The organism is Frateuria terrea (assembly GCF_900115705.1).
Lineage (GTDB): Bacteria > Pseudomonadota > Gammaproteobacteria > Xanthomonadales > Rhodanobacteraceae > Frateuria_A > Frateuria_A terrea.
In genome coordinates this window covers 495,515-520,103 of the sequence record NZ_FOXL01000002.1, presented here as the reverse complement: position 1 = coordinate 520,103, position 24,589 = coordinate 495,515, and the positions used below count along the sequence as shown (strand labels likewise).

Below are 24,589 nucleotides of genomic sequence, written 5' to 3'. Positions count from 1 at the left end.
ATGCCGTGGGCCCTCTGGCAGGCTGAAGGCATCCCCCGGAGCCGCCATGACCGAATCCCGCCTTGCCGACCTCACTGCCCGCGTCCCGGGCCTGCGCCTGCTCACCGAGTTGACCGACCTGATCCACTATGGGCGCGACTGGACCCGCCGCTGGGGGCCGGCGCCGCTGGCGGTGGCGTTGCCGTCGGATGCCGCCGAGGTGCAGGCGATCGTACGCTGGGCCAATGAGCGCCAGGTCGCGCTGGTGCCCTCGGGCGGGCGCACCGGTCTTTCCGGCGGTGCCGTAGCGGCGCGCGGCGAGCTGGTGCTGAGCCTGCAGCGGATGAACCGCGTGCTCGGGTTCGACGCAACCGACCGCCTGCTCGAGGTCGAGGCTGGCATCACCCTGCATGCCGTGCACGAGGCGGCGCGCGAGCATGGACTGCTGTATCCGGTGGATTTCGGCGCGCGTGGCTCCTGCACGATCGGCGGCAACGTCGCCACCAATGCCGGCGGCATCCGGGTGGTCCGCCACGGCACCACGCGCGAGTGGATCGCCGGGCTTACCGTCGTTGCCGGCAACGGCGAGCTGCTGGAGCTCAACCGCGGCCTGGTCAAGAATTCCAGTGGCTACGACCTGCGCCAGCTGATGATCGGCTCGGAGGGCACGCTTGGCGTGGTGGTGGGCGCACAGCTGAAGCTCACCGATCCGTCGCCACCGGCGCAGACCATGTTGCTGGCGCTGCCACACATGGATGCGCTGATGGAAGTGTTCGGGCTGTTCCGTTCGCGGCTCAAACTGCAGGCATTCGAGTTTTTCACCGATGTGGCGCTGAAGCACGTGCTGGCTCACGGCGCGCAGCGCGCGATTGACGCCAGCGAACCCTATTACGTGGTGGCCGAATACGACGCACTGGAGGACCGCGACGAGCAGGCCGCGTTGCTGGCCTTCGAAGAGGGCGTGCGCGAGGGCTGGATCAGCGATGGCGTGATCGCGCAGAACGAGGCACAGGCCGCCGCGCTGTGGCGGCTGCGCGAGGGCATCACCGAAAGCCTGGCGCCGCGCAAGCCGTACAAGAACGACATCGCCCTGCGCATCAGTGCCATGCCGGCGTTCCTGCACGAGATGCAGGCGCTGCTGGCGCGCGCGTATCCGCAGATGGAAGTGGTCTGGTTCGGCCACATCGGCGACGGCAACCTGCACATCAACGTGCTGCCGCCGGAAGACATGGCGCAGGCGGAATTCCTTGCCCATTGCGAGCGGGTGACGCGATTGCTCGCCGACGCGCTGCAGCGCCACGGCGGCAGCATTTCGGCCGAGCATGGTATCGGGCTGGTCAAGCGCGCCTACCTGGACAGCACGCGCAGCGCGGCGGAGATTGCGTTGATGCGCGGGGTGCGCACCGTGTTCGATCCCCATGGCATTCTCAATCCGGGCAAGCTGTTCGAGTGAGCTGCGGCTCCCTCGCTTGCAGAGGGCAGGTCGTGCCCGCCGGGACAAAACAGCGTGCTAGCCTTGGCGGCTTCCATCCCCACGGAGACGCCCCGCATGACCCAGGAACGCCGCGCGCTGTATCCGGAGATCGAGCCCTACGACAGCGGCATGCTGCCGGTGTCCGGGCTGCACACGATCTACTACGAGCAGAGCGGCAATCCCCAGGGCAAGCCGGTGGTGTTCCTGCATGGCGGCCCGGGTGCGGGCGCCAGTCCGCGCTGCCGGCGCTTCTTCGATCCGGCGGCCTACCGCATCATCCTGTTCGACCAGCGCGGCTGCGGGCGGTCCACGCCGCATGCCGAGCTGACCGACAACACCACCTGGGACCTGGTCGCCGACATCGAGCGGTTGCGCGAACACCTCGCCATCGCGCGGTGGCAGGTTTTCGGCGGCTCCTGGGGTTCCACGCTGGCGCTGGCCTATGCGCAGACGCACCCGGACAAGGTCACCGAACTGGTGCTGCGCGGCATCTTCATGCTGCGTCGCTGGGAGCTGGAGTGGTTCTACCAGAAGGGTTGCGACGCGCTTTATCCTGACGCGTGGGAGTCGTATCTGGCGGCGATTCCCCAAGCCGAGCGCGGCGACCTGATGAGCGCCTACCACCGGCGTCTTACCAGCGCCGATCCGAAGGTCCGGCTCAGCGCCGCGCGCGCGTGGTCGACCTGGGAGGCTGGCACCAGCTTCCTGATGCAGGACCCCGGGTACATCGCCAGCAGCGGCGAGGACGAGTTCGCGCTGGCGTTTGCTCGAATCGAGTGCCACTACTTCGTCAACGGCGGCTTCTTCGAACACGACGACCAACTGTTGCGCAACGTCGATCGCATCCGCAGGATCCCGACCGTCATCGTGCAGGGTCGCTACGACGTGGTGTGCCCGCTGCGCAGCGCGTGGGACCTGCACCGAGCGTGGCCGGAAGCGGACCTGCGCATCGTGCAGGATGCCGGGCACTCGGCCTTCGAGCCGGGCATCACGCACGAGCTGGTCGAGGCGACCGACCGCTTCAAGGGTTAGCACCCGGAACGCCTTGCTCCCTGTCTTGTCCCGGGAGTGGGGCGGGTGAGGGGCGGGCTCGCCATAGCGCGGGAAGAAGAGAAAACCAGTGTGTCTTTGGCCCGGCGACCTGGCCGGCAGGCCAGTGGTGCGCTGACGCCACCCTAAGAGAGGCGGACTCAGCCAGAAAGCTGCTTCGTGCCGAAGATCTTGTCCCCTGCGTCGCCCAGGCCCGGCAGGATGTAACCCCTGTCGTTGAGCCGCTGGTCGATCGATGCGGTGTAGATCTCCACGTCCGGATGCGCCGCTTCGATGCGCTTCAGGCCTTCCGGCGCCGCGACCAGGAACAGACCCTTGATGCGCCGGCAGCCGGCCGCCTTGAGCATGTCCACGGTGGCCACCAGCGTGCCGGCGGTGGCCAGCATCGGATCGACGATCAACGCCGTGCGGGCATGCATGCTGCCGCTGAGCTTCTCGTAGTAGGCCATCGGGGCGAGCGTCGCTTCATCGCGTTGCACGCCGACCACGCTGACCTTGGCCGAAGGGATCAGATCCAGCACACCTGGCAGCATGCCCAGGCCGGCACGCAGGATCGGCACGATGGTGATCTTCTTGCCCTTGATGCGCTCGACCTTCACCGGGCCGGCCCAGCCGTCGATGGTTTCCTCCAGCGTCTCCAGATCCTTGGTCGCCTCGTAGGTGAGCAGGGCGGCGACCTCGGAGGCGAGCTCGCGGAATTCCTTGGTGCTGATCCCGGCGCGGCGCATCAGGCCGAGCTTGTGGCGGATCAGTGGATGGCGGACTTCGGTGACGGGCATGAAGAGGCCTGCGCGGGAATGGGCGGCTCGCGACCGCCGTGCATGAAAAAGGGCGCGCCGTCGCCGGCGCGCCCTTCGCTTCGGCTCGCTCAGGCGGCCTCGGCGGTCTGCTTGCGCGGGCCCTTGAGCAGCGCCTGGCGCACGTGGTCGATCACCAGGTCGACCTCGGCGCTGGTCACGTTGAAGTGCGGCGTAAAGCGCAGCGAATTGGCGCCGCCATGGATCACGCCGACGCCGTGCTCGCGCATGTACTCCTCGGTCGAGTTATGCCCAAAGCACTTGAACTGCGGCGCCAGCTCGCACGAGAACAGCAGGCCGGTGCCCTGCACCTTGGTGATCAGCCCGCCCAGTTCGTCCTTGAGCTTGTTGAGCTTGGCCACGAACTCCTCGCCGCGGGCCTTGATGTTGGCACGCACCTCGTCGGTGAGCAGCGCCATCGTGGCCAGTGCCACGTCCAGCGCGCGCGGGTTGGTGGTCATGGTGTTGCCGTAGATGCCCTTGCGGTACAGGCCGGCGGTGCGGTCGCTGACCGCCAGCACCGACAGCGGGTACTGGCCGGCGTTGAGCGCCTTGGAGAAGGTCTCCATGTCCGGCGGCGGCAGGTTCTGGAAGCCCGGATAATCGACGATCGAGAGCACGCCGTGCGCGCGCAGGCCGGCCTGGATCGAGTCGACCAGCAGCAGGGTGCCGTGCGCCTCGGTCAGCTCGCGCGCGGCCTTGTAGAACTCCGGCGTCACCGCGCGGCCCGGGTCGCCTTCGCCCATCACCGGCTCCAGGAACATCGCCTCGATGAACCAGCCGTGCCTGTCGGCGTCGGCGAAGGCTGCTTCCAGCTGCGCCACGTCGTAGGGCGCCACGGTGATCAGCGTGTCCTCGTGGCGGTAGCTGGCCAGGTGCTGCTGGTAGGTCTTGCGCGAGGAATCCGAATACAGCGCCGGCTTGTCGGTGCGGCCATGGAAGGCGCCGCGCACGGACAGGCGCTTGATCGTGCGATTGGCATAGCGGCCGCCCGCATCGGTCATCAGCTTGGCGTTGACGTCGGCGATGCGGCAGGCCAGGCCCACGGCTTCGGAGCCGGAGTTCAGGCACAGGTAGTGCTTGTACGGGTTGGCGCCCCGGCTGCGGCCCAGTTCCTGGTCCATCGCGCGGGTGAAGCGCAGCTGCGAGACGCTCGGCGACATCACGTTGGCCATCACCTGCGGCCGGGACAGCGCTTCCAGGATCGCCGGCTGGTTGTGGCCGAAGCCGAGCATGCCGTAGCCGCCGTTGTCGTGCAGCACCGCGCCCTTGAGAGTCACGATCCACGGGCCGCGCGCGGCGGCAGGCAGGTACGGGTTGATCGCATCGTCCGGATAGAAGTTGACATAGCCGGCCTGGGCCTTGGCCAACTGCTCGGATTCGTCGAGCTTGAGGAAATCGCCGAACTCCCCACGCAGTTCGCGGTGCCGCGCCAGTGCCTCGTCGACCGCCTGCACCAATTCGGGCTGGCTGGCGGCCATGCGCTCGATGCTGGCGTCGTCCAGGCCAACGGTCCGCGGCTTGCCGCCGAAATCGCGCATCTCGCGCAGCTGATCGATCACACCCATGGCAGTCCTCCTCGAAGCCGGCCGGCGCCTCGGTGGCGCCGCTGGCGGTGATTGCGGGCATGCGCGGCGTCGGGCGCATGCGGTTGTGCGGACCCGCCTTGCGGCGTGAAAAGCGCGTATGGCAGGCCGGGGATAGCCCCAAGGATACCGTGCGCCCGGCTCCGCCGTAACCCCGCATGACGGCTGTCACTTGCGCCGGCTGACGCCGACCAATGTCCGCAAGACACTGGCGCGCCTAACGTTTGCGTCCATACCAAGGAGGCTCCATGGACATGCCCAACACCCCGGTTGCCCGCCTGCGCGGTGCGCTCAAGCGCTATGGCGCGCTCACCGCTGTCGACGGCTTGGATCTTGCGCTGTATCCGGGCGAACTGCTCGCCCTGCTGGGCCCCAACGGGGCCGGCAAATCTTCCGCGATCGGCCTGCTGTTGGGCCTGCAGCGGCCCGACGCCGGCGAGGTCACGCTGTTTGGCCAGGATCCGCAGCGTATCCAGCCGCGCCGCCAGATCGGCGTAATGCTGCAGAACGCCACGCTGCCACCCACCCTGCGCGTGCGCGAGCTGCTGCGCCTGACCGCCAGCTATTACGCCAACCCGCGGGTGCTGCAGGAAACGGCCGAGCTGGCCGCGGTCGAGGACCTTCTCGAGCGGCCGTACGGCAAGCTTTCCGGCGGCCAGCAGCGGCGCGTCCAGTTCGCGCTGGCGCTGTGCGGCCGGCCGCGCCTGCTGTTCCTGGACGAGCCCACCGTAGGCATGGACATCGAGGCGCGCCAGGCGCTGTGGGCGGCGATCCGCCGGCTGGTCGGCGAGGGCTGCTCGGTGCTGCTGACCACGCACTACCTGGAAGAGGCCGAGGCGCTGGCTGACCGTGTCTGCGTGATGGCCCGCGGCCGCGCCATCCATGAGGGCACGGTCGACGAGCTGCGCGCCCGCGTGGGCGTCAAGCGCATCCGCTGCATCAGCACGCTGCCGCCCGAGGCCATCGCCGAATGGCCAGAGGTGGCGGAGGTCCGCTTCGACAGCGGACGCCTGCAGCTGACCACTGCCGAAGCCGAGGTGGTGGTGCTGCGCCTGCTGCAGAACGACGCCCGGCTGCGCGAGCTGGAAGTGCAGCGCGCCGGCCTCGCCGAAGCCTTGACCGAACTGACCCGCGAGCCCGAAGCATCGTCCAGCGACCAGCGCGAGGCGGCCTGACATGAACACCCTGCTTCCCCTTGACCCGACCCTCGATGGCGAGGCGATGCCACCCGGCCGCGTGCTTGGCGCCTATCTCGCCGAAGCGCGCAGCGAATGCCTGCGCTACCTGCGCGCACCCAGCTTCATGTTGCCCATCACGCTGTTCCCCGGCATGTTCTACCTGGTCTTCGGCGTACTGATGGCCAGGGGCGGTGCCGATACCGCGCGCTACCTGCTGGCCAGCTACGCCACCTTCGGCGTGATGAGCCCGGGCCTGTTCGGCTTCGGCGTGTCGCTGGCGATGGAGCGCGATGGCGGCCTGCTCACTCTGAAACGTGCGCTGCCGATGCCGCCGGCCGCCTACCTGCTCGGCAAGATGGTGATGGCGATGGGCGCGGCCGCGTTCGTGGTGCTGCTCCTGCTGGGGCTTTCGCAGCTGGCGCACGTGACGTTGTCGCTTGTCCAGGCCGGCGCGCTGCTGGCCAGCGGCGTGCTCGGCGTGCTGCCGTTCTGCGCGCTGGGCATGTACGTCGGCTCGCTGGTGAAGGGGCAGGGCGGGCCGGGCGTGCTCAACCTGATCTACCTGCCGATGTCCTTCCTCTCCGGCCTGTGGTTTCCGCTGCCGATGCTGCCCAGGGCGCTACAGCAGATCGCCCCGGTATGGCCGAGCTACCACCTGGACCGGCTGGCGCTGGCGGCGGTCGGCATGCGCCAGGATGCCCTGCTGCCGCACGTGCTGGTGCTGCTGGGCTTCACTGCCGCCTTCCTGCTGCTGGCCGCACGACGTCTGCGCCGGTTCGGTTGAAGTAGCATGGCCGCGGTTGCGCAGCATGGATCCGGCTCGATGAATCGCCTGATTGCCTGGTTTACGCCCGAGCCCGGCTCGCGCGTCCACGAGATCATCCAGCAGGGCAGGTCGCCTCGGATGGAATCGGTGCACCTGCTGTGGTCGGCCTGGGTGTTCGTCACGCCGCTGTTCGACCGGGGATACACCTGGCGCTGGGCGCTGATCACCGCGCTCAGCTATCCGGTGTTCGTGGCGCTGTTCGCCAAGTCCATGCTGGTGTCCCGTGCTACCGCTTCGCGCTACGGCATGGGGCTGGCGATGTTCGGCATCCTGCTGGTGCCGTTCTATTCGGGCAGCGTGAGCTACTTCATCTACGGCTGCGTCTCCTGCAGCCTGAGCAGCCGCCGCCTCACGCCGTTCCTGCTGCGCCTGGTCATGCTGAACACGCTGTTCCTGCTGATCGCCTCGCAGGTGGGCTATGCGTGGCAGGCGCTGGTGGCCTTTCCGCTGATGACCTTCATCATCGGCATGGTGACGCACGTCGAGCGCATCGGGCACGAGAAGGACGCCGCGCTGAAGCTCTCGCACGACGAAGTGCGCCGGCTGGCCGCGACTGCCGAGCGCGAGCGCATCGGCCGTGACCTGCACGACCTGCTCGGCCACACGCTCTCGTTGATCACGCTCAAGCTGGAACTTTCCCGCAAGCTGTTCGACCGCGACACCGAGGCGGCGCGCCGCGAGGTACTGGAGGCGGAAAAAGTGGCCCGCCATGCACTGGCCGAGGTCCGCTGCGCGGTCACCGGCTTCCGCGCCACCGACCTGGCCGCCGAGCTGGCCTCGGCCAGGCTGTTGCTTGAATCCTCCGCCGTGCAGCTGGACTACGGCCAGCCGCCCTGCATGCCGGTCGAGATCGAGCGCGCCCTCGCCTTGGTGCTGCGCGAGGCCGCCACCAACATCGCGCGCCACGCCGGGGCGACCCAGGCCAGCGTGTCGTTCGAAACGGTCGATGGCGGGCTGTGCCTGGCAGTCGCGGACAACGGCCGCGGCGGCATCGCGGAGGAGGGCAACGGCCTGAGCGGCATGCGTGAACGCGTGCGCGGGCTCGGCGGCCGGCTGCAGATCCACTCCATGCGAGGACAAGGCACGCGCCTGCGCGTGGTGGTGCCGCTGCCGGCAGCGCTGGCGGCAGCGGCATCCGTGCCGGCCGGCACGCTGGACACGCTGCCGCAGGCCGTGGAAGCGCGCCGATGATGCGCTGGTTCACGCCGCGCCCGGACTCGCTGCTGGGGCAGCTGCGCTCGCCGCTGTACGTGCGCTGGCAGGCCGGCCTGTCGCTCTATGCGATCGTGGGGCTGTTCCAGGGGCCGCTGGCAACCGGCCATTTCAACTGGCAATGGATGGGGCCGACCCTGCTGGCCGTGCCCGTCTACCTCTACCTCTATGCGCGCGTCTACCTCGGCCCCTTGCGGCAGCTCGAGTGGCATGCCGCGGGCATCGCCGTGTTGGGCACGGCGTTGTGGTGCGTCAACACGGCCGGTTTCATCCTGCCGATGATGGCGGGAATCCTCTTGGCGTATTCGCCCTCGTGGCGGCACTGGCTCTCTGGCGTAGCCGCCATCACGCTGCTCGCCCTGGCCAAGGTCTGGCTGCTCGGCGGTGAGCTGTCGCTCGCTGCAGGCGTGGGCCTGGCCGGCCTGTTCGGCGGCTTCAGCAACGTGCTCTACATGCACAGCGCACGCCGCGATGCGGAGCTGCGCCTGTCGCAGGGCGAGGTGCGCCGGTTGGCCACGCTCGCCGAGCGCGAGCGCATCGGCCGCGACCTGCACGATCTGCTCGGCCACACGCTTTCGCTGGTGGCGCTCAAGTCCGAGCTGGCCAAGCGCCTGGCGCTGGATGAGCCGGCGCGTGCGCAGCGCGAAATGGAAGAAGTCGAACGCGTCGCGCGCCACGCGCTGACCGAGGTGCGCGCCGCCGTGACCGGCATGCGCCGCAGCGACCTGGCCGCCGAGCTGGTCTCCGCTCGGCTGATGCTGGAAGCCTCCGGCGTCGCGCTCGAGGGCGCGGTGCCCGAAGGCATGGCCTTGCCCGAGCACATCGAGGCACCGCTGGCGCTGGTCATGCGCGAGGCGATCACCAACATCCACCGCCACGCGCGCGCCACCCGCGCCAGCGTGGCCCTTTCCATTGGCGGCAAAGGGATCGACATGCAGATCGGCGACAACGGGCGTGGCGGGCTGGCCGCGCATGGCAATGGAGTGAGCGGCATGCGTGAACGCGTACGCGCGCTGGGCGGCACGCTGTCGATCGATTCACCGCCGCGCCGCGGCACCGTGCTCTCCATCCACGTGCCGCCGCCGGCCCGCGCATCTGCCGTCGCGCCGTTGCCTGCGGTCGCCGCCGGGCCAGCGCACCTGCCCGCCGCCGGCAGCGCCGCATGATCCGCGTGCTGCTGGCCGAAGACCAGGCGATGGTGCGCGGCGCGTTGTCGGCGCTGCTCAACCTGGAAAGCGACATCGAGGTGCTCGGATCTGCCGCCGACGGCGAAACCGCCTGGCGCGAGCTGCAGCGGCTCAAGCCCGACGTGCTGGTCACCGATATCGAGATGCCGGGGCTGACCGGGCTGGAACTGGCCCAGCGCATCCAGCGCCACGAACTGCCGATGAAGGTGATCATCGTCACCACCTTCGCGCGCCCGGGCTTCCTGCGCCGCGCGCTGGACGCGGGCGTGTCCGGCTACCTGCTCAAGGACGCACCCGCCGAGAACCTGGCCGAGGCGCTGCGCACCGTCCACCGTGGCGGCCGTGCGATCGACCCGCAGCTGGCGCTGGTGGCCTGGACCGAGGCCGACCCCCTCAACGACCGCGAGCGGCAGGTGCTGCGCCTGGCCGGCGAGGGTCTCTCGGCCGGGGACATCGCCACCCGGCTCAACCTTTCGCACGGCACCGTGCGCAACTACCTGTCCGAGGCGATCGGCAAGCTCGGCGCGGGCAACCGCATCGAGGCATTTCGCCTGGCGCGGCAGAAGGGCTGGCTGTAACCCTGTGGTGTGGTCGGCGTGGGGATGGGCTTCAGCCCGCCAGGGTTTGCCCGGGAGGGTGATGGGCTCAAGCCCTCCCTGTGCGCCTACCGGGCCCAGGCGGGGGCGCGTTTGTCGAGGAAGGCGCCGAGGCCTTCCTGGCCCTCGGCCGAGACCCGCAGCCGGGCGATCAGGCCGGCGTTTTCCGCATCCGCCAGGCCGGCATCCTGCGCGTCGATGCCGGCCATGCGCAGCGCCAGCTGCTTGGCTTCGCGCTGGGCCTGCGGTCCGGCCTTGGCGAGCAGCCTGAGGGTGAACTCCACCGCGTCGTCCAAACCGTCCGCGGGCACCACGCGGTGCAGCAAGCCGATGCGGCACGCCTCGGCGGCATCGAATACCTCGCCGGTGAGGAACAGCCGCCGTGCCTGGCGCACGCCGATTGCCGCGACCACGTAGGGCGAGATCACCGCCGGGACCAGCCCGAGCTTGACCTCGGTCAGGCCGAACTTGGTGCCTTCCACGCCGATGGCGATATCGCAGGCGGCGACCAAGCCCACGCCGCCGCCGTACGCTGCGCCGTTGACGCGCGCAATGGTCGGCTTGGGCAAGAACTGCAGCGTGCGTACCAGGGCGGCCAGGCGCAGCGAGTCCTCGCGATTCTCCTCTTCGCTTGCCGCCGCCATGCCCCGCATCCAGTGGAGGTCGGCGCCGGCGGAGAAACTGGCGCCGGCGCCGGTGAGGACCACGGCGCGCACGGCATCGTCGCGGCCGGCTTGCACCAGCGCGCCGGTCAACTCGGCGATGAGCGCATCGTCGAAAGCGTTGTGCACGTCGGGGCGGTTGAGCGCGATCTGGCGGACAGCGCCGCGGTCGGTGACGAGAATGGCGGACATGCGCGGGCTCCCTGCGGAAACGCAGGATTGTAGCCAGGTGCGGCAGAACGTCCGGGAGTCGGGTCCGCGCGGTGCAAACACCGCCTTTGCCGCTATAATGCGAACCATTCTTATTCCAGCGTATTCCCCGTGCGCCTTTCCGACTTGCCCAAAGGTTCGCCCGCCGTGGTCGATCGCGTGGACGACGCCCACGCCGGCGATCCCATCGCGCAGCGCCTGCGCGACCTGGGCTTCGTCGACGGCGAGCCGGTGCGCGTGGTGGCCTGCGGCCCGCTGGGCGCCGATCCGCTGCTGATCCAGATCGGCTCCACCCGCTTCGCGCTGCGGCGCGGCGAGGCGGCCCGCGTCCATCTCAAGGCGGAGGCGGCATGAGCGCCGACAGCCTGCGCATCGCCCTGGTCGGCAATCCCAACTGCGGCAAGACCGCGCTGTTCAATCTGCTCACCGGCGGACGGCAGAAGGTCGCCAACTATGCCGGCGTGACCATCGAGCGCAAGGAAGGCCGCTTCGTCGCACCGTCCGGACGCGTGCTGCAGATCCTCGACCTGCCGGGTGCGTACAGTTTCGATGCCGTCAGTCCGGACGAGCGGATCACCCGCGACGTGCTGGAGGGCAACTACCCCGGCGAGGCGCCGCCGGATCTGATCGTCTGCGTGGCCGATGCGACCAACCTGCGTCTGCACCTGCGCTTCGTGCTCGAGGTCAAGCGCCTGGGTCGCCCGGTGGTGCTGGCGCTGAACATGATGGACGCCGCGCGCCGCCGTGGCATCACCGTCGACGTGCCGGAACTCTCGCGCCGGCTGGGCCTGCCTGTGGTTGAAACCATCGCTGTCAGGCGCGGCGGAGCGCAGGCCCTGATCGGGCAGGTGGATGGCGACGTGCCGCCGGCCGCGGCCGCGCAGCCGGACGATCCGGCCAGCCGCGCGGACCTGCACGCGCAGGTCCGCGCGTTGCTGGCCGCGACCGTGGTGATGCCGCGCGCCACCGACCGGCTGGACGACGCGCTGGACCGTTGGACGTTGCACCCGGTGTTCGGCCTGGCGATCCTGGCCGTGGTGATGTTCCTGGTGTTCCAGGCGGTCTACTCGATCGGCAAGCCGATGACCGATGCCATCGGCGACGGCTTCGGCTGGCTCGGATCGCACCTGGCCGCCTGGCTCCCGGCGGGGCCGCTGCAGGGCCTGGTCACCGACGGCCTGTGCGGTGGCCTGGGTACCGTGCTCGGCTTCCTGCCCGAGATCCTGGTGCTGTTCCTGTTCATCCTCACGCTGGAGGAGTCCGGTTACCTGCCGCGCGCGGCGTTCCTGCTCGACCGGCTGATGGTCTCGGTGGGGCTGACCGGACGCTCGTTCATCCCGCTGCTGTCCAGCTTCGCCTGCGCCATTCCCGGCATCATGGGCACGCGCAGCATCACCGATCCGCGCGACCGCCTGGCGACCATCCTGGTCGCGCCGCTGATGACCTGCTCGGCGCGGCTGCCGGTGTATGCACTGCTGATCGGCGCGTTCATTCCGGCCCACCGCGTGGCCGGCGTGTTCAACCTGCAGGGCCTGGTGCTGTTCGCGCTCTACGCGGCGGGCATCGCCGGCGCCATGCTGGTGGGCTGGGTGATGAAGCGCCTGCGGCGCGACCAGGGCGAGCACGCGCTGCTGATGGAATTGCCTTCCTACCGCCTGCCCAAGGCCCGCGACGTGGCGATCGGCCTGTACGAGCGCGGCATGATCTTCCTCAAGCGGCTGACCGGCGTGATCCTGGCGCTTACCGTGCTGATGTGGGCGCTGTCCAGCTTCCCCGCGCCGCCGGCCGGCGCGAGCGGGCCGGCGATCAACTACAGCATCGCCGGCTATCTCGGCCACGGCTTCGCCCACCTGTTCAAGCCGATCGGCTTCAACTGGCAGATGAGCCTGGCGCTGATCCCCGCCTTCGCCGCGCGCGAGACCGCGGTGGCCGCGCTGGCCACGGTTTACGCAGTCGGCGGCGAGGGCGCGCTGGGCCCGGCGCTGTCCTCGCACATTCCGCTGGCCAGTGCGCTGTCGCTGCTGGTGTGGTTCGCCTATGCGCCGCAGTGCATGTCCACGCTTGCGGTGATCAAGCGCGAGACCGACTCCTGGCGCAACGTCGCGATCTCCTTCAGCTACATGTTCGTGCTGGCCTACGCCGCCTCGTTCCTCACCTACCAGATCGCGAGCGCGCTGGCATGAGCGCCGGCCTGCTGGTCCAGTACACGGTGGTCGGCCTGATCGTGCTGGCCAGCGTGGGCGTGGTGCTGCGCAAGCTCGCGCCGCAGCTGACCAGCCGCTGGCTCGCCGCCGCCTCCATCCGCCTGGCGCGCCCGGGCCGCTCGCGCCTTGCCCATGCACTCGCCGGCCGGCTGCAGCCGAGGCAGGCCAGCGGAAACTGTGCCGATGGCTGCGACACCTGCGGCGCCTGCGGACCGAAGAAACCGGCTGGCGCGAAGGCGGGCAGCGGCGAGGCGATGCCACTGAAGTTCCGCCCCCGCGGCGAATGATGCATGGCTACCTCCTTGCGACAGGAGGGATGGATCAGCAGCCGTTGGGCTCAGACGAGCTGTAACCGCACGCCAAGCGTCTCGAGCGCCTGCACGTAATCGGTGCCGAGGCTGGCATCGCTGATGATGAGATCGAGGCTGTCCAGCGGCGCGATCACCGACAGGCTGCGCTGGCCGAATTTGCTGGCGTCGAGCACGGCGACGGTCTGGCGCGAGACGCGGATCATCAGCGCGTTGAGCGAGGCTTCCAGCGGGTCGGGCGTGGTCACGCCGACGTCCGGGTCGAGCCCGTCCACGCCAAGGAACAGCCGGTCGGCCGAAAGCCGCGACAGCGCCTGCTCGGCATCGGGGCCGGCCAGCGAGTAAGAGGTCTGGCGCAGCAGCCCGCCGAGCATCATCACGCGCACGCCGGCGATGCCCGACAGTTCCAGCGCGATGTTGAGCGCGTTGGTGATCACGGTGAGCGCGTTCCAGCGCCGCTGCCGCAATTGCCGTGCGATCTCCACGGTGGTCGAGCCCGAATCGATGATGATCGTCTCGCCGTCCTGCACCAGCTTCGCGGCGGCCTCGCCGATGCGCCGCTTCTGCGCGTGGTGGCGGGTTTCCTTGATGGTCAGCGGTGTGTCCTGCGCGGCCGGGCCGGCCGGGATGGCGCCGCCGTGCGAGCGCGTGATGGTGCCCGCGCGGGCCAGCGCCTCCAGGTCCTGGCGGATGGTGACCGCCGAGATGTCGAAGCGCCGGGCCAGTTCCTCGACCGTGGCACGGCCCTTGGCCTCGACCTGCTCGACGATCAGCCGGCGGCGTTCCTCGACCAGCAACTTGGGTGGAGCGGCGGCCTTGCGGGCGGCTCCCTTTCGTCCTGCACTCATCGATCCAGTCCGAGCAGTCGTGCGGCGTTGTCGTGGTAGACCTTGCGCAGGATCGCTTCCGGCAGGCCGAGCCCGTAGATCGACCAACGCCCCTGCGGCGGCACGGCCGCCGGCGCATAGTCGAAGTATTCGTCCTCGGTTTCAAGGAAGCGGTAGTAGATCTCGTAGAGCGCGTCGCCCAGCAACTGTTGCGGCACGTCGTCGCCCCAGGGGGAGGGCACCGCGTCGGTGCCGAACAGGATGCGGTCCTGGTAGCGCTCGAAGAAATCGCGGCTTCGGCGCGGCTGGCGGCCGAGCTCGCCGATGCGCGCGCTGATGTCGACCATCACGTTGGGGAAGCGCTTCAGGCACGCCTCGATGGCGTCGAGGTCCTCGGCCTGGCTGCCCACGTGCATCAGCACGAAGGTGGCGCGCGGGTGGCGCGCGATCACGCGGTCGCGTGCGGCGATGAGCTGTTCGTGGCTGGGGAACTCCGGGCCGTAGAACGACCAGTCCGGGTGTTTCGCCAGTTCCTCGTAGCGCTCGTTGTGGCGGTCGGTCGGCAGGAAGAACGCCAGCGGATCGGCCGTGTGCATGAACACCGGCAGGCCGAGCGAGGCGCAGGTTTCCCACATCGGGTCGAAGCGGGCATCGTCCACGCCGACGAGGGCGCCTTCGTCAATGCGCTCGCGCAGGTACAGGCCCAGCGTCTTGAGCAACTTCAGTCCGCGCGCACCGGCGCGGTGCGCGTGCATGAGCGCCTCGGCCTGCAGGCGCGGGTAGTCCGGCTGGTCGAACAGGCCGAACGAGGGCTCGGTCATGGTCAGGAATCGCCCGGGCGCCACACGGTCGAAGCGGGCGATGGTTGCCTCCAGTCCCAGGCCCACGCCACCGGTCAGGTTGACCATCGCGCGGATACCCTTGCGCTCCATCAGCGGCAGCAGCGCGGCCGGGTCGGTGAAAAACGTCATCGCCTCGCCCACCGGCACCGCACCGCGCACCTCGCGCATCCACGACAGGTGCGTATGCACGTCGATCACCGGGAAGCGCGGGCGCTCGATGCGCGTGACCGGCACCCGCAGCACGCTGCGCGGCGCGTAGTCCACCAATGGCAGCTCGAGCTTGTCCGCGTCCGGCGCGGTGGCGAGCAGGTGCTTGCCACCGCGCCTGCCGGCGCCGCCGCGCGGGGCGGCGCGGAACAGCAGCCGCAGAAGCGGTGGCGCGGCGGGGTAGGGAGATCGCGTTCGTCCGTCATCCGAAGGCTCAGCGCGGGTAGCGCCGCATGATCTCATGCACCTGCCGCACCAGCGCCACCGCCTGGTCGAACGGGCGCAGCCACATGTTGCGGCCGAACATCACGCCATTGGCGCCGGACTGCATGTAGAACTCGACCTTGCGCAGCACGGCATCGTCGTCGTCATTCTTCTCGCCGCCGGAGAACAACACCATCGTGCGGCCGGCCGAGCGCACCACGCGGGCCGAGCGTGCCGCGGCGTCCTCGTCCAACGTGTCGTAGGGCGCCGGCGACTTGCCGCGTTCGGCGACCGGCTCGTGCAGCTTGACGATGTCGGCGCCCAGCTCCAGCGCCACGCGCGCGGCGTAGTCCTGCGCGTAGAGGCTGTTCTTGCCGCCCTTGGCCTCGATCGCCGCGCCGCGCGGATACGACCACATCACCAGCGGCATGCCATAGCGCTCGCAGTCGCGGCGCACCTGCTCGAACTGGCGGATTTCGTCGTGCTGGCGGGGTGAGCCCACGTACATCGTGTAACCGACCGCATCGGCGCCCAGCCGCACAGCGTCCTCGACGGAGGCGAACAGCGGCGAGGTGGCCTCGGCGTCGCTGGGGATGTTGGTCTTGCCGTTGAGCTTGAGGATCAGCGGCACGCGCCCGGCGTGGCGGCCCATGTACTTCTCGGCCAGGCCGATGCCCAGCGCGATGGCGGAAAAGCCGCCGGCCTCGGCCAGCTCGAACTGGTAGCTGGGGTCGAGCGCCGGCGGGTGGGGAAAGAAGTCGGTGGGCCCGTGTTCCAGGCCCTGGTCCAGCGGCAGCACCAGCAGCGTGCCGTTGCGCGGGCCGTGGCCGTACAGCATCCGCCACAGGCGCGTGCGCTTGCCGTGCGACAGGCTCAGCGAGTCCAGGATCGAGGGGCTGGCAGGATCGGCTTGCAAGTTGTCTTTCATTTCGAATACCTTTGGATGAAAGTTTCGATATCTTTCGTTCGCCACCATCTTTCCTCAGACGCCCATGCCTGTCAAACCTTCCGTTCTTCCTCCTGCGCTGGCGCAACTGAAGTCCGCCACCGATGCCGAGCAGGCCCGGCGCGGCTATGCGCACACGCTGCGCGAGATCCTGCAGCAACCGCAGAGCTGGGGTGGCACCGCCGCCAGGCTGGCCGGCGAGGCGGTCGCGGCGATGCTGCGCGAGCTGCTCGCCGCGCGCCCGGCGCATGTCGTGTTCACCGGCTCGGGCAGCTCGCTCTACGTCGGCGAGTGCCTGGCGCCGGTGCTGCAGGCGGCGCTCGGCGTGCCGTGCCTGGCGATCGCCGCGGGCACACTGCTGACCTCGCGCCGCGGCGTGCTGCCGCCGGGGCGCGGCTTGCTGGTGTCGATCGCGCGCTCGGGCGACAGTCCCGAGAGCACCGGCGTGGTCGACCAGGTGCTGGCGGCCGAGCCGGGCTACGCGCACCTGGCCATCACCTGCAACGCGCAGGGCCAGCTCGCCACGCGGTATCGCGACGAGCCGCGCATGCACGTGCTGCTGCTGGACGAGGCCACCAACGATCGCAGCCTGGTGATGACCAGCAGCTTCACCAACCTGCTGCTGGCCGGCAGCGGCCTGCGCCACGTCGGCTCGGGCGATCCCGATCCGCGCCTGGCCGAGGCGGCGGCGTCGATTGCCGGCGCGCTCCTCGAACGCCACGGCGATGCGCTCGCCGCCATCGCGCAGCATCCCGTCGACGGCGTGGCGTACCTGGGCAGCGGCGCGGCTTCCGGCGCCGCGCGCGAATCGGCGCTGAAGATGCTGGAGATGTCCGGCGGCGCCGTTCGCACGCTGCCGGAAACCTTCCTGGGCCTGCGCCATGGGCCGATGTCCTGGCTGGACGAGGACAGCCTGGTGGTCGCCTTCCTCGCCGCCGAACCGAGCGTGCGCGGCTACGAGTACGACCTGCTGCGCGAGCTGACCCGCAAGGGCCTGGGCGGACGGCGCATTGTCGTGGGCGAATCGATTCCCGCCGACGTCCTCGGCGTGCACGGCCTGGGCGTCGAGCTGCCCGGGCTGTACGCGCTCGAGGAGGCGCAGCAACTGATGGTCCACGTGATGGTGGGGCAGCTGCTGGCCTTCTTCCGCTGCCTGGCGCTGGAGCAGAAGCCGGATGCGCCCTCGCAGGGCGTACTCACCCGCGTGGTCGAGGCGTTCGCCATCCACGGCACGGAAGCGGGCCGATGAAACCCGTCCTGGTCGCCGGCGAGATCAACGCCGACCTGGTGTTCTCCGGCTGCAGCTCGCTGCCTGCCTTCGGCCGCGAAGTGCTGGCGGAAGGCTTCCAGCAGGGCCCGGGCAGTTCCTCGATGATCTGCGCGATGGGCCTGGCGCGGCTGGGCGAGGCGGTGCTGTTCGCCGGCGTCGCGGGGCAGGACGGCTGGGGCGGCTATTGCGTGGCCGCGTTGCGCGAAGCCGGGATCGACGTCGCTGCCGTGCAGTTGCGGCCAGACCTGCGCACGGGCCTGACCGTGGCGCTTTCGGCCGCGCACGACCGCGCGCTGGTCACCTACCCCGGCGCGATCGCGGCGCTGCGTGCGGACGACATCCCCGACGCGCTGCTGGCCCGTGCCGGCCACCTGCACGTGTCCTCCTATTATCTGCAGGACGCGTTGCGTCCCGGCCTTCGCAGCCTGCTCGAGCGTGCACGCGCGCTGGGCCTCGGCATCTCGCTCGACCCCGGCTTCGATCCGCAGGAGGCGTGGGGCGAGACGCTGGTCGAAATGCTGCCGCTGGTGGACGTGTTCCTGCCGAACGCGCTGGAGGCCTGCGCAATCAGCGGCGCGCCCTCGCCGGAAGCGGCGCTCGAGGTCTTCGCCAACGGCCGCACGCGCACCGTCGTCAAGCGCGGCGGCGAGGGCTGCATCACGCTCGACGACGACGGCCGGATGCTCGCGGTGCCGGCCTTTGCCGTCGGCGCGCTCGACAGCACCGGCGCCGGGGATTCCTTCGACGCGGGATTCCTTTACGCCTGGCGCCGCCGCCTGCCGCTGCGCGATTGCCTGCGCTGGGGCGCGGCCTGCGGCGCGCTGTCCACGCGCGGCATCGGCGGTACCGCCACGCAGGCGGGCGTGGCCGATGTCGAACGCCTGCTGGCCGACCAGCCATGATCACCGTCGCCGGCTTCAACACCGCGATCGACCACCTGTTCACGGTGGACGCGCTGGTGCCCGGCACCGTGCAGCGCGCGGCACAGGCCGAGCCGTATCCGGGCGGCAAGGGTCTGCACGTGGCGCAGACCGTGGCCGCGCTGGGCGAGCGGGTGCAGCTGGTCGGTCTGGTCGATGCCGCGCACCGCAACCTCGTCGCGCGGCGCATGGCCGAGCGCGGCGTGCTGTTCCACGGCATCGAGATCGAGCAGCCGATGCGCAGCTGCATCGCGGTGCGCGAGCGTGCCGGACGCGTCACCGAGATCCTCGGCCCTGGCCCGGAACTCGGGCCGGCCGAGCGCGAAGAACTGCTGCGCGCGTGGTGGCACTGCGCCGAGGAAAGCGTGTTGCTGGTGCTCTCCGGCAGCCTGCCGCGCGGCTTCGATGCGGATGCCTACGCGTCGATGGTGCGCCAGGCTGCCGGCCGGCCCTGCCTGGTCGACGCCAGCGGCGAAGTGTTGCGCCACGCCGCCGGTTCGGGCGCGTTCCTGCTCAAGCCCAACCGCGACGAAGCCACCGAGCTGGCCGGCCGGCCGGTGCGCACGCCGGAGGACGCCGCCGCCCTGGCACGTGCGCTGCACGCGCAGGGCATCGTGCTGCCGGTGGTGACACTCGGCGCCGAAGGCGCGGTTGGCTTCGACGGCCGCTCCGTGTGGCATGCCTCGGTGACGCTGGAGCGCAGCGCCAACGTGGTCGGCTCCGGCGACTGCCTGCTCGCCGGTCTGGCCGTCGCGCTCAAGCGCGGCGAGCCGATGGCGGAGGCGCTGCGGCTGGGCGTGGCCTGTGGCGCCGCCAACGCGATGGACGAGGAAACCGGATACGTGCGGCGAGAGCGCGTACTCGCGCTGCAACCGCAGGTGCAGGTCAGGCGGATGGACAGCTAACGACACGACGCCGCGGAAGGCTCCGCGGCCATTCCAGTATCCCGCGCGCCAGGGGGGAACGCCGGCCGCGGCCACCACACACAAGCGAGGGTGACATGAGCGGAGCAACGGTGGGGAACCGCCGCAGCAGGGTGCGGCGTAATTTGTTGGCGATGGGCCTGATGGCGGCACTGGGCAGCAGCCCACTGCTGGCCCAGTCGATCACCGGCGGCCTGTACGGCAGCGAGCCGGCCGGCAAGGCGGCCACGATCAGCGTGGCCAACCCGGCGACCGGCTACCACAAGACGCTCCAGGCCGGCGCCGACGGGCGCTACAGCCTGGCCGGCCTCAATCCGGGGCGCTACACGGTGACGGTCGAGGAGGGCGGCAGCGTCATCGGCACGCGCACGGTGACCGTGACCGCCAACGTGCAGACGCCCGTGCCGGCGCTGACCACGGCGGCCGCCGCGACGGCGGGCGTGCATGCCACCGAACTGGGCGCCGTGCAGGTCGATGCCGCCGCGCTGCGGCAGGACGTCATCCCGATCGACGTCAGCACGCCGGAGTTCTCCAACAGCTACGACATGAGCGTGGTCAACCAGCTGCCGACCGGGCGCGGGCCGGAGAGCATCGCGCTGCTCAGCTCCAAGGTGCGCTACGACAACCAGACCACCGACCTGATCCAGATGGGCGGCGCCAGTCCGGCGGAGAACCGCTACTACTACAACGAGTTCGACAGCACCTACGACTACCAGGGCCTGGGCGCGACCTACCTGCCGGCCGAGGCGGTGCAGTCGACCCAGGTGCTCAGCAGCAACGCCGGGGTGACCTGGACCAGCACCACCGGTGGCCTGATGGCCTCCACCGTGCGCCAAGGCAGCAACCGCTTCAAGGCCGGCTATTCGCTGTACTTCACGCCGGCGACGTCGTGGTTCAACCCGCGTGCGCGCGACTCGCTCACCGCGCAGGGCGACTACTACCGGTTCAACTCCGCCAACACGCACAGCGCCAACGTGACTGGCCAGTACCTGTGGGCGTCCGGCGCGCTGGTGAAGAACCGGTTGTTCTTCTTCGCGATGCTCGGCAATGCACCGGACAACACCAGCCTCAGCAACTCGCAGACGCTGCAGACCCGCACAGCCCGACGCGACAAGAACGGCCTGCTCAACCTCACCTGGAACATCAACGCCGACCAGTCGCTCAACGTGGTCGGCTACCGCGACTGGAAGAACACCTTCAACAACCAGTATTCGCTCGAGCGCGACTACGATCCGTCCTCGGTCGGCCCGTACTACGGCTGGACCTCCGAGCAGGTGAAGAACCAGTTCCTGATCGGCAACTACCACTGGCAGATCAACGAGGACATGAGCCTGCGGCTGATGGGCGGCTACCTGAGCCAGTCCTCGCTCAAGCCCACCTCGACCAGCGGCAGCGGCCTGCCGTACGTGGGCGAGGTCGATCCGGTCACCCAGGTGCGGCGCAACATCGGCCTGACCACCAACAGTACGCAGCTGTTCCCGTTCGACTACTGGCGCCGCGGCTTCAAGGGCGACTTCACCTGGCAGCTGGGCGACCACCGCATCACCGTCGGCGGCGAGCACTACAAGCACTACATCAACAACGTCAGCACCACCACCGAGGGCGGCGACTGGACCTACCACGACGAGCCGGGGACGATCCTGCCCAACGGCGCGACCGCGCCGGCGGACGGCCGCTACGTCGACCAGTATTTCGTCAGCACCGGCGGCCCGTTCTTCACGGTCAACAAGGCCGCCTACCTGGAGGACTACTGGCAGGCGAGCGATCGCTGGGTGGTCTATGCGGGCGCGCGCTACGACACCTTCATCAACAAGAACGTCAACGGCCAGAACTTCTTCCACCTGCCGCTGTTCTCGCCGCGCTTGGGCGTGGCCTGGGACGTCTACGGCGACAGCACCATGAAGATCGGCGCCAACGCCGGCAAGTACACCATCCCGATTCCCTCCAGCGTCAACAACGGTGCGGCCGGCGCGGTGACCATGTGGCATCGCTACTACACCTACACCGGCCGCGATCCTTCCACGCAGGCACCGCAGGGACTGAACCAGATCGGCCCGCAGGAAACGCTGATCAACGGCCAGGCACCGAGCGCGTACAACGTGGCGACCTCCGACATCAAGGCGCCCTACCAGTACGAGTTCCAGGTCTACCTGCAGAAGACCCTCGGCCAGAGCTGGTCGTCGCTGGTGGAAGTGGGCTACTCCTCGCTCAAGCGTGCCATCGAGGACACCTGCTACACCCAGGGCATCACCGACTACGCGCAGGCCAACGGCTATCCGGGATACGAGGATTCCAGCGGCTGCCCGATGATCAACCCGGGCGTGGCGCAGACCTTCGTGCGCGACTACAACGGCGACGGCAAGGAGGAGGCGCTGACCCTGCCGGGCAGCGTGTTCGGTCCGCCACCCAGCCGCAAGTACGTGCACCTGACCGTGGAGCTTTCGCACGCGCGCAACGACCAGGAGCCGTACTTCCTCGACCTGAGTTACACCTGGGCGCACCTGTACGGCAACTACGACGGCCTGCTCAATCTCGGCACGCGCACCAACGGTGGCCCGTCCGAACAGATCTACTGGGACTTCCCCGGCCTGATGGAACACGGCAACGGCAACCTGGCCGGCGACGTGCGCCACAGTGTCAAGCTCAACGGCGTGTACTACTTCACCAACGGCCTGCGCGTGGGCAGCACGCTGGACCTGTCCACCGGCACCCCGCAGAGTTGCATGGGCACCTATCCGGACATCAACAACCCGGCCGAACAGTACGGCGCGGCCAGCCATTTCTGCGACAACGTACCCTCGCCACTGGGCAGCGCCGGACGCATGCCGTTCTTCGCGCAATGGAACGTGGGCGTGGGCTACGACTGGCAGATCAACCAGGACAATTTCCTGAGCCTCGACCTGCAGGTGCAGAACCTGACCAACCGCGAGGGCCGGATCGACGCCAACCAGCGCTACGACACCGGCGGCTTCCAGTCCGACGGGCAGCCGATCCCCAATCCCAGCTACAACGCCAGCGTGTGGCAGGCGCCGCGGACGACCTCGCTGGTCGTGCGCTACACCTTCCAGTAACCACTACCCGGGCGGCGCTCGAGCGCCGCCCGGCTCGCGCCGCGCAGGCGGCGACACAGGAGATATCGATGGCTGTACATCCTGCTCCAACGAGCTCCGGGCATCGCCCGTTGCGATGCCTGCTGGCCGGCGCGATCGCCTGCGCGGTCGCCGTTGCCGTTCCGGCACATGCGAATGCGCGGACGACGTTCGGCAACCAGGCGATCTCGGTGCAGTGGCAACAGGCGGACGGCCACCTGGATGGGATGCAGGTGACCGATCACATCAACCACCGCGACATCGCGGTCACGGCGCCGTTCCTGATCACCTTCCGCGACGGCAGCAAGCTCGGTCCGGCCCAGCTTGAGCTGTCCTCGAAGGTACGCGAGATGCCGCTCACCGCCGATCCAAAGGCATCACGCGCGGCGGAGCGGCTGCCCGGCAAGGCCGCGGAAGGGACGTTTGTCGACGCCGGCGGCCGCCTGCGCATCGACTGGCGCTGGGTGCAGCGGCAGGGCTCGGACTACCTGCGCGAAATCGTCACCATCACCGCGCTCAAGCAGGACGAGGACATCGCCCGCGTCGACCTCCTCCAGGCGAAGGCGAACGACGTCGAGGTGGCGGGCTCGGTGCCTGGGTCGCCGGTGGTAGCCGGGCCGGACTACTTCGGCTTCGAGCACCCGCTCTCGTCCAGCAATGCCTGGGGCGACCGCGTGCAGCTGTGGATCGAGCGCGGCCTGCCGCTGCCCAAGGGGCAGTCGATGACCTACTCGGCGGTGGTCGGCGCCACCCATGGCAACCAGCTGCGGCGCGATTTCCTTGCCTACGTCGAACGCGAGCGTGCGCATCCATACCGTACCTTCCTGCACTACAACTCCTGGTACGACATCGGCTACTTCACGCCCTACACCCAGGCGCAGGCGCTCGACCGCATCCACGCCTTCGGCGAGGAGCTCACCGTCAAGCGCGGGGTCAAGCTCGACTCGTTCCTGTTCGACGACGGCTGGGACGACCGCAGCGGCAGCTGGAACTTCAGCAAGGACTTTCCGCACGGCTTCCTTCCGCTGCGCGACGCGGCGGCGAAGTACGGCGCCGCGCCGGGCATGTGGCTCTCGCCCTGGGGCGGCTACGGCCCGCCCAAGGAGGAGCGGGTGAAGAACGGGCGCGCGCACGGCTACGAGATCATCGACGGCGGCCTGGCGCTGTCCGGCCCGAAGTACTACCAGCGCTTCCACGACGTGACCATGGACCTGGTGCTGCACCAGGGCATCAACCAGTTCAAGTTCGACGGCACCGGCAACGCCGACAAGGTGTTTCCGGGCAGCCGCTTCGCCAGCGACTTCGACGCGGCGATCCAGCTGATCGAGGACCTGCGCAAGGCCAAGCCGGACCTGTTCATCAACCTCACCACCGGCACCCAGGCCTCACCGTTCTGGCTGCGCTATGCCGATTCGATCTGGCGCGACGGCGAGGACGACTGGCACGCCGGCGTCGGCACCGAGCGCGAGCGCTGGATCACCTACCGCGACCGCGAGACCTACCGCAACATCGTGGAGAAGGGGCCGCTGTTCCCGCTCAACTCGTTGATGCTCCACGGCATCATCTACGCCAAGGAGAACAAGCGCCTCAACACCGACCCCGGACACGACTTCGGCAACGAGGTGCACTCCTACTTCGGCAGTGGCACCCAATTGCAGGAGCTCTACATCACCCCGTCGCTGCTCTCGCCAGCCGACTGGGACGTGCTGGCCGAGGCGGCGAAGTGGTCGCGCGCCAACGCGCAGGTGCTCAAGGACACGCACTGGATCGGCGGCGATCCCGGGCGGCTGGACGTGTACGGATGGGCATCGTGGACGCCGGCCAAGGCGATCCTCACCCTGCGCAACCCCAGCGACAAGCCGCAGCAGGCGGTGATCGACCTGGGCCGGCAGCTGGAGCTGCCGACAGGCGCGGTGCGCCGCTTCCGGGCGCACAGCCCCTGGCGGGCGGACGCGGCGCAACCGGCGCGGGAGCTGGACGCGGACCGGCCGCAGACGATCGAGCTGGCCCCGTTCCAGGTGCTGACGCTTGAACTGACGCCCCAGCGTTGACCACTATCGGGATGAAGCACCACCTTCATCCCGGAGTGCAC

The 24,589-nt window shown here is 69.3% G+C and carries 21 protein-coding genes; 15 read left to right on the top strand and 6 right to left on the bottom strand.

The window, feature by feature from the left end; genetic code table 11:
* Positions 1-46: 46 nt before the first annotated feature.
* Both BMZ38_RS02405 and pip read left to right on the top strand, forming a co-directional pair.
* Positions 47-1,432 carry an FAD-binding oxidoreductase gene (locus BMZ38_RS02405; RefSeq protein ID WP_091333658.1) on the top strand — a complete coding sequence of 462 codons (1,386 nt, stop codon included), beginning with the start codon at positions 47-49 and terminating at the stop codon, positions 1,430-1,432.
* 96 nt (positions 1,433-1,528) lie between these two features.
* A complete protein-coding gene (gene pip, locus BMZ38_RS02400; RefSeq protein ID WP_091333655.1) occupies positions 1,529-2,485 on the top strand; it encodes a prolyl aminopeptidase in 957 nt (318 codons plus the stop codon).
* A gap of 158 nt (positions 2,486-2,643) precedes the next feature.
* Here the strand turns inward: pip and upp are convergent, their stop codons facing one another.
* Both upp and BMZ38_RS02390 read right to left on the bottom strand, forming a co-directional pair.
* Complete coding sequence (gene upp, locus BMZ38_RS02395; RefSeq protein WP_091333653.1) at positions 2,644-3,282, bottom strand: uracil phosphoribosyltransferase; 639 nt, start codon at positions 3,280-3,282, stop codon at positions 2,644-2,646.
* A gap of 89 nt (positions 3,283-3,371) precedes the next feature.
* Positions 3,372-4,868, bottom strand: coding sequence for an aminotransferase class III-fold pyridoxal phosphate-dependent enzyme (locus BMZ38_RS02390; RefSeq protein WP_091333650.1), 1,497 nt, complete (start codon positions 4,866-4,868; stop codon positions 3,372-3,374).
* Positions 4,869-5,134: 266 nt separating this feature from the next.
* On the opposite strand from BMZ38_RS02390, the gene BMZ38_RS02385 reads away from it, so the two are divergent.
* Genes BMZ38_RS02385 through BMZ38_RS02365 form a run of 5 tightly spaced genes read left to right on the top strand, consistent with a single transcriptional unit; the run spans position 5,135 to position 9,867 of the window.
* Positions 5,135-6,061: an ABC transporter ATP-binding protein gene (locus BMZ38_RS02385; RefSeq protein WP_425431836.1), complete on the top strand. Its 927-nt coding sequence runs from the start codon at positions 5,135-5,137 to the stop codon at positions 6,059-6,061.
* Between the two features lies 1 nt (position 6,062).
* On the top strand, positions 6,063-6,848 hold the full coding sequence (locus BMZ38_RS02380; RefSeq protein WP_245747151.1) for an ABC transporter permease: 786 nt from the start codon (positions 6,063-6,065) through the stop codon (positions 6,846-6,848).
* Between the two features lie 39 nt (positions 6,849-6,887).
* Positions 6,888-8,081 carry a sensor histidine kinase gene (locus tag BMZ38_RS02375; RefSeq protein WP_091333648.1) on the top strand — a complete coding sequence of 398 codons (1,194 nt, stop codon included), beginning with the start codon at positions 6,888-6,890 and terminating at the stop codon, positions 8,079-8,081.
* Positions 8,078-9,268 carry a sensor histidine kinase gene (locus tag BMZ38_RS02370; RefSeq protein ID WP_091333646.1) on the top strand — a complete coding sequence of 397 codons (1,191 nt, stop codon included), beginning with the start codon at positions 8,078-8,080 and terminating at the stop codon, positions 9,266-9,268. Before BMZ38_RS02375 ends, BMZ38_RS02370 begins: the two co-directional genes overlap by 4 nt.
* On the top strand, positions 9,265-9,867 hold the full coding sequence (locus tag BMZ38_RS02365) for a response regulator transcription factor (protein WP_091333644.1): 603 nt from the start codon (positions 9,265-9,267) through the stop codon (positions 9,865-9,867). Before BMZ38_RS02370 ends, BMZ38_RS02365 begins: the two co-directional genes overlap by 4 nt.
* 86 nt (positions 9,868-9,953) lie before the next feature.
* Here BMZ38_RS02365 and BMZ38_RS02360 read toward each other — a convergent pair whose 3' ends face one another.
* Positions 9,954-10,739, bottom strand: a complete 786-nt coding sequence (locus tag BMZ38_RS02360; RefSeq protein WP_091333642.1) for an enoyl-CoA hydratase/isomerase family protein — start codon at positions 10,737-10,739, stop codon at positions 9,954-9,956.
* A 129-nt stretch (positions 10,740-10,868) separates the two neighbouring features.
* Between BMZ38_RS02360 and BMZ38_RS02355 the strand changes: the two genes are divergently transcribed.
* Genes BMZ38_RS02355 through BMZ38_RS02345 form a run of 3 tightly spaced genes read left to right on the top strand, consistent with a single transcriptional unit; the run spans position 10,869 to position 13,248 of the window.
* Positions 10,869-11,111 carry a FeoA family protein gene (locus tag BMZ38_RS02355; RefSeq protein WP_091333640.1) on the top strand — a complete coding sequence of 81 codons (243 nt, stop codon included), beginning with the start codon at positions 10,869-10,871 and terminating at the stop codon, positions 11,109-11,111.
* Positions 11,108-12,940: a ferrous iron transporter B gene (gene feoB, locus BMZ38_RS02350; protein ID WP_091333638.1), complete on the top strand. Its 1,833-nt coding sequence runs from the start codon at positions 11,108-11,110 to the stop codon at positions 12,938-12,940. The genes BMZ38_RS02355 and feoB overlap by 4 nt, the downstream gene beginning before the upstream one ends.
* Positions 12,937-13,248, top strand: a complete 312-nt coding sequence (locus tag BMZ38_RS02345) for a DUF6587 family protein (protein WP_091333636.1) — start codon at positions 12,937-12,939, stop codon at positions 13,246-13,248. Before feoB ends, BMZ38_RS02345 begins: the two co-directional genes overlap by 4 nt.
* Before the next feature lie 50 nt (positions 13,249-13,298).
* Here the strand turns inward: BMZ38_RS02345 and agaR are convergent, their stop codons facing one another.
* The 3 genes from agaR to BMZ38_RS02330 are packed head-to-tail and all read right to left on the bottom strand — an operon-like array spanning position 13,299 to position 16,277.
* Entirely contained in the window at positions 13,299-14,117 is an 819-nt protein-coding gene (gene agaR / locus BMZ38_RS02340) for a transcriptional repressor AgaR (RefSeq protein WP_091333634.1), read from the bottom strand.
* Entirely contained in the window at positions 14,114-15,388 is a 1,275-nt protein-coding gene (locus tag BMZ38_RS02335) for an amidohydrolase family protein (RefSeq protein ID WP_091333632.1), read from the bottom strand. Before BMZ38_RS02335 ends, agaR begins: the two co-directional genes overlap by 4 nt.
* Positions 15,360-16,277 carry a class I fructose-bisphosphate aldolase gene (locus tag BMZ38_RS02330; protein WP_091333630.1) on the bottom strand — a complete coding sequence of 306 codons (918 nt, stop codon included), beginning with the start codon at positions 16,275-16,277 and terminating at the stop codon, positions 15,360-15,362. Before BMZ38_RS02330 ends, BMZ38_RS02335 begins: the two co-directional genes overlap by 29 nt.
* Positions 16,278-16,341: 64 nt before the next feature.
* Here BMZ38_RS02330 and BMZ38_RS02325 point away from each other — a divergent pair, with 64 nt between their 5' ends.
* From BMZ38_RS02325 to BMZ38_RS02305, 5 genes are all read left to right on the top strand, one after another.
* Positions 16,342-17,544 (top strand): SIS domain-containing protein, encoded by a 1,203-nt coding sequence (locus BMZ38_RS02325; protein ID WP_091333628.1) that lies wholly within the window; start codon positions 16,342-16,344, stop codon positions 17,542-17,544.
* On the top strand, positions 17,541-18,467 hold the full coding sequence (locus BMZ38_RS02320) for a carbohydrate kinase family protein (protein ID WP_091333625.1): 927 nt from the start codon (positions 17,541-17,543) through the stop codon (positions 18,465-18,467). Before BMZ38_RS02325 ends, BMZ38_RS02320 begins: the two co-directional genes overlap by 4 nt.
* Positions 18,464-19,390: a 1-phosphofructokinase family hexose kinase gene (locus tag BMZ38_RS02315; RefSeq protein ID WP_091333622.1), complete on the top strand. Its 927-nt coding sequence runs from the start codon at positions 18,464-18,466 to the stop codon at positions 19,388-19,390. The genes BMZ38_RS02320 and BMZ38_RS02315 overlap by 4 nt, the downstream gene beginning before the upstream one ends.
* 152 nt (positions 19,391-19,542) lie before the next feature.
* The gene (locus BMZ38_RS02310) at positions 19,543-22,479 is read left to right on the top strand and encodes a TonB-dependent receptor (RefSeq protein WP_091333620.1); all 2,937 of its coding nucleotides are present in this window, start codon (positions 19,543-19,545) and stop codon (positions 22,477-22,479) included.
* Between the two features lie 68 nt (positions 22,480-22,547).
* Positions 22,548-24,548 carry an enterotoxin gene (locus BMZ38_RS02305; RefSeq protein WP_245747150.1) on the top strand — a complete coding sequence of 667 codons (2,001 nt, stop codon included), beginning with the start codon at positions 22,548-22,550 and terminating at the stop codon, positions 24,546-24,548.
* The last annotated feature ends 41 nt before the right edge of the window (positions 24,549-24,589 follow it).